This is a genomic window from Sphingomonas bacterium, assembly GCF_903643035.1.
Classification (GTDB): Bacteria; Pseudomonadota; Alphaproteobacteria; order Sphingomonadales; family Sphingomonadaceae; genus Sphingomonas.
On sequence record NZ_CAHJWW010000206.1, the window covers coordinates 1 to 4,864 of the forward strand.

The window sequence follows — 4,864 nt, forward strand, 5'->3', positions numbered from 1 at the left end:
GGTCGCGGCGGCGGCCGCGGGGGCCACCGCAAGCACCGCCGCCGCCAATGCCCGCAGTCCGGCGCGGAGGCCGACGCCCCCGGGCACGCTATCGGCTGTCATGATCACTCCTCGCCGTCGCGCCTGCCCGCGTCGCTTGCCCGCGCTCACGCAGTCGCGTCAATCCGTCAGGGCCGCCCCGCTGTCTCCTGCAGGGTTTTGTCGTTGCCCCGCGCGCACCGTGGCGACAGGGTGTGGCGATGCCGCCGCCCGCACCACCGCCCGCACCACCGACCGAATCGTACCACGTGCTGCCGGCGGCGCCGCCTGCGGCGTCGCTCTCCCGCCTGCCACTGACTGGCTGGGGCCGGGCGCTGGTCCGGGTCTACCGCGAGTCAGCCAAGGACAACCTTGGGCTGATCTCGGCCGGGGTCGCCTACTACGGCTTCCTCACGCTGATACCAGCGCTCGGCGCGCTGGTCATGACCTACGGGCTGGTCACCGACCCCGGTGACGTCGCCAGTCAGATGCGCGCTATCGTCCAGCATGTTCCCGCCGACGCCGCCAAGCTGATCGGCGACCAGCTAACCAGTGTCGTAACAACCGCCACGGGAAAGAAGGGGCTTGGTCTTGCTGTCGCTCTCGTTCTCGCGCTGTATGGGGCGATGAAGGGCGCGGGCGCCGTCGTCACCGCGCTCAACGTCGCCTACGAGGTGCCCGACGACCGCGGCTTTGTCGGCGCGACGCTGATCAACGCCGCGGTAACGGCGGTGGCCGTCCTCGTCTTCGTCGTCGCGCTGGTCTCGGGGTCGCTGTTCGCCGCGCTCGGCCACAGCCTCGGCGGCTCGCCGGTCATGGCGGCGCTTATCAAGGCCGGCTCGGCGGCGGCGACGGCGGTGATCGCGTTGACCGCTGTCGCTCTCCTCTACCGCTTCGCCCCGGCCCGGCGCGGCGCCCGCTGGCAGTGGGTGACGCCCGGCGCCATCGTCACCATGGTCGGTTTCCTCGTCGTCACTTTCGGCTTCGGCCTCTACGCCAAGAACTTCGGTCACTACGGCGCGACCTACGGCTCGCTGGGCGCGGTCGTCGTCCTGCTGCTCTGGCTCTACCTGTCGGCCTATGTCCTCCTCCTCGGGGCCGAACTAAACGCCGAGCCTGAGCGCGAAGTATCGGCAGGATAAGTTTGGAGCGGAGTGAAGCGGGTCAAGGCTTTGAGATCGCAAATCGAGATGAACGAATGGCAAGAGTCGGGAGAGAGGTTGGGCGCCACGAATGACTGTTTGTGGGGTCTTCGCTACTGCAATCTGCCTGCACGACTAGAAGAGACCGAGCGGAGCGTGCGTTGACAGCCCGAAACCGGGGCGCGCCTCAAGATATGCGCTATCCGGAAGCAAAACTAGGCTGCTTATCTTCGCTTCTTCGCCGCAGCGGTGACGGCCTTCACGTTCGTTTCGCCCGTTTCTTTCCGCATTGTCGATAGCTTAGCTTGAGGACAGAACTCTGGAATCGGATCTGGGAGATTCTTATTTTGTGTGTCTCCACGCTTCTGCTGGATCTGACCGGTTTTCGGCGGAGTTTTATCGCGATGGCGACCATCTAGGCCTGGTTCCTTCATCGTAGTGTCCTTTCTCATCGACGGGTGCGAGCCATCATAGCACAACAATACGCACCCCCGCACGTGAACGGGCGTCCGCTTTTGAGAGGCGGCTTAGGGTCGCTGAATGACCGAAGGTGGGGTCGAGCTCCCTAAGGTTACGACGGTCGGTCGACCCGCTGGCCGCGGTGTCTCGTCAGCTTCCGTACCAGCCCGTCGATGGCAGCGACGAGCCAAACCGCGCCGTAGATCACGGCGCTCCACCATGGGTAATCGTTGTAGACGCCGTAACGACCGAACGAGATCTCCTCGTCGCGCGCGTGGGCCTGGAACCCATAGAGGATGACGAGTGCGGCCGCCGGGAAACTTCCCAGGATAAGCCACATCGGTGGATCGAGTCGAAGGCGGCGGCCCGCGGCTTGGTATCGTGTCCGCGCGGCTCGCCGCCGCTCGCGCAGAGCGCTTAGTGATAATCGGGATGGTGCCAGCGGCGCGGTCGCGACTGCGCGGTCGCCTGCGTGGGACACGGTTCCGGCAGGCGTCGACGCGGGCACCGTTCGCGCCCTGCTGCCCCTCGTCGATCGGGCGGCCGAGGCGGCGGCAGCCGCGAGCGCTGCTGCGGTGGAGACCGCTCCGGCGGTAATAGCCGACGCCAGCGGAGGCGGGCCGGGCCGAACGGCCAAGAGATAGGCGGCCGTATCGGCGAAGAACTCGCCCTGCGCTTCGGGGCGCTCCTGCATCCGGAAGCTCGTCTCGTTGACCCCATCGGCCGAGACGTAGAAGGTGTACCCGTCCTCGTACGGCAAGAAGGCCGCTCCGCCGAAACGCCAGGTCTCACGGACCGGGTGGAGAGCGCCGTCATAATCCGTGAACGCTCGCACCACTCGGTAGCGAACGCCGATGCGAAGGTGGCCAACATCGTTGCGAATTGCATCCATGCTGCTCCCCCTTGCGGCGCCCGTGTGGCATTGGGCGGCAGCGACTGAGCGGGATAATATCCGCCAGCTTGCGCCTTAGTGCAAATTCGCGGCAGTCTGCTGCAGTGTCCGCTTATGAGCCCTCGCGAAAATTTCGGGAAGGCAGCTACCGGCTCCGTCAGACTCGGAGGTGGTTGCTGAATAAATGACCGCTATCGAGAGGCAGGCAAGGCAGGGCGACAGTCCGAAGTTAGGTCGTCGAGCTTTTCGAAGATCCTCTCGGCCAGATCGCCGCCTGCTGATCATTCGCTGACGCGACTGTCGCTGCTAGCCGACGTTGGCTTATCGTGCCACATTAGGTCTAGAGGGGAAGATCATGACGAAATGGCGGGGAGTTTATCGGCCGTATCTGCGGTCTGCAGTCCTCGCGACGATCCTAGTTACCGGTGGTGCGGTCATTGGACAGGGGGCATCGGCGGCAACTTATACCTTGATCCCGGCCTACACGGGCGTCGGCACCGAGACTGGCGTCCTTGGGATCAACAACGCCGGGTATATGACCGGCAACATCACCAACTCCGACGGCAGCGGGTCGGGCTTCCTGCGCAGCCCCGGAGGATTTTATACGTTGTTCAGCGACGGCGATTACGCGACGCTCGGCCGGGCGATCAATGCCGGCAACGTCATCACCGGCTATTCGTACATCGACGCGACCGACGACATCCGCACCGCGAACGAGTTTCGCCGCGATCCCGACGGCATGATCACGTTGCTACACAATCCCGTGACCGGCGACGCGCTCCACGGCATCGCGCAGGGGTCAATACCGCTGGCGTCATCGTCGGCGAGAACTTCACACAGATCGGTGCAATGAATTTTCGCCACGGCTACATCCTCGACGGCACAAGCTACACCGAGCTCTCGGTTTCGGCGGACTTCCGCGTCAAGACGGTCGGGCGCGGGATCAACGACGCCGGGCTGGTGGTCGGCTGGACACTCGACAACAACATCGGGGTGACGCGGGGGTTCGTCTACTCGGGCGGCGCGTACCAGCAGTTCGTCACCGACCCCAGCGCGGCCAACGCCTCGACGACCTATCTCGAGGCGGTCAACAACCACGGCCTTGCGTCGGGCGAATGGCTCGACGCTTTCGGCGATCCGCACGCCTTCCTTTACGACATACTCAGCCACGCATTCACCGAGCTGACACCGCCGGGCGGAGGCTCGTACGATGCCTTCGGCCTCAATGACCGCGGCCAGGTCGTGCTGACCAGCGCGTCGGGCATCAACTACCTGTACGACCCAGCTGGCGTTCCTGAGCCGGCGACGTGGACCATGATGATAGGCGGCTTCGTTTGCGTTGGTGGCTTCATCCGTCGTCGCGGAAGACTTCGGCCCGTTTGAACCGTTCCAATTTGACGTGACGAACTTCAGCTTCTGAAAACGAGTGTCGCGAGTCTGAGTGGCGGCTTGTGGCGCCTGGGGTCCCGGTTGGTCCGGCTACACGAGTGAAAATAGGTGCGATACCCCACCTCTTTTCGTGCCACACGGCCTAACTGGCAAAGACAGAGCGGGCCAACCCATGTTCGACGAACCCGGTTTTCCACGCGTCGCCGATTTGGATGCCGCCGCGCCCATGCTTTACACATACGTTTACTGCAGTCGCGCCGCCGAAGGCGTCGGCGACTTCGAAGTAAGTCGAATCGTTGAGTCGGCTCAACGCAGCAATTCCGCGAATGGCATCACCGGGGTGCTGGTGTTTGGCAGCGGCGTCTTTTTCCAATGGATCGAAGGGCCGGCCGCCCAAGTGCAAAAGCTAATCGAGAGCCTCCGTGCCGATCCGCGCCATTACGATTTCGTCTCGCTGGACTGGAGCGAGGAGAAGCGCGAGCGCCTGTATCCGAATTGGGAGATGGAGCGGGTAGAAGCAGACGACATCCGCTCGGTGCTGCGGGACGCACTCGGAAGCGCTCAAGACAAGAACAACATCGCGTCGCTCAAGCGTATTCTTGTGCACCTTGATTCGGGACAGCTGGAAGGACTTGGGCAAGCTAGTTAGGTTGTCAGCTGAAGCGCTTTGTTCTGTCCGTCTGCGCAGTGGTGGACGGTCAGTCTATGGCCGATCTTGCTCATTCACCTTAGCCTGCGGTTGGCGACGCCCCTACCAACGCCCACGATACGATCGAATGTACAAGAATCCGGATTAGGGACGGCTAAACTCGCGCCTTACGTCCGGTACTAGGGTCTTGAAAGCGCGGCGACGGTTTGCCGCCTTATGGTTCGGAGGTTGGATGGGGCAGCCAATTCGATCTCCGGCTATTGTTGTGGTGCGAAAGGCAGCCCGTCGAATGGCAACGGTTCGAGCTTGCGTCGA

General features: G+C 63.5%; 4 protein-coding genes and 1 pseudogene. 4 read left to right on the top strand and 1 reads right to left on the bottom strand.

Translation table 11 applies throughout. From position 1 onward, the window contains the following. Positions 1-239: 239 nt before the first annotated feature. Positions 240-1,160, top strand: coding sequence for a YihY/virulence factor BrkB family protein (locus HUV01_RS11950; protein WP_174298468.1), 921 nt, complete (start codon positions 240-242; stop codon positions 1,158-1,160). A gap of 571 nt (positions 1,161-1,731) precedes the next feature. On the opposite strand, the gene HUV01_RS11955 is transcribed toward HUV01_RS11950, so the two are convergent. Next, complete coding sequence (locus tag HUV01_RS11955; protein WP_174298469.1) at positions 1,732-2,511, bottom strand: DUF3601 domain-containing protein; 780 nt, start codon at positions 2,509-2,511, stop codon at positions 1,732-1,734. A 316-nt stretch (positions 2,512-2,827) separates the two neighbouring features. Between HUV01_RS11955 and HUV01_RS11960 the strand changes: the two genes are divergently transcribed. The 3 genes and pseudogenes from HUV01_RS11960 to HUV01_RS11970 all read left to right on the top strand — a co-directional run bounded on the left by HUV01_RS11960 (position 2,828) and on the right by HUV01_RS11970 (position 4,549). Further along, complete coding sequence (locus HUV01_RS11960) at positions 2,828-3,364, top strand: hypothetical protein (protein ID WP_217431002.1); 537 nt, start codon at positions 2,828-2,830, stop codon at positions 3,362-3,364. Positions 3,365-3,792: 428 nt separating this feature from the next. Beyond that, positions 3,793-3,894: pseudogene (locus HUV01_RS15520) on the top strand (PEPxxWA-CTERM sorting domain-containing protein); the annotation flags it as partial. Positions 3,895-4,072: 178 nt separating this feature from the next. Further along, positions 4,073-4,549: a BLUF domain-containing protein gene (locus HUV01_RS11970; protein ID WP_174298472.1), complete on the top strand. Its 477-nt coding sequence runs from the start codon at positions 4,073-4,075 to the stop codon at positions 4,547-4,549. Positions 4,550-4,864 lie beyond the last annotated feature (315 nt).

Excerpts from the sequence above, each read along its gene's own strand:
- HUV01_RS11970 (WP_174298472.1), top strand. The coding sequence starts at position 4,073 with ATGTTCGACGAACCCGGTTTTCCACGCGTCGCCGATTTGGATGCCGCC.
- HUV01_RS11955 (WP_174298469.1), bottom strand. The coding sequence starts at position 2,511 with ATGGATGCAATTCGCAACGATGTTGGCCACCTTCGCATCGGCGTTCGC.
- HUV01_RS11950 (WP_174298468.1), top strand. The coding sequence starts at position 240 with ATGCCGCCGCCCGCACCACCGCCCGCACCACCGACCGAATCGTACCAC.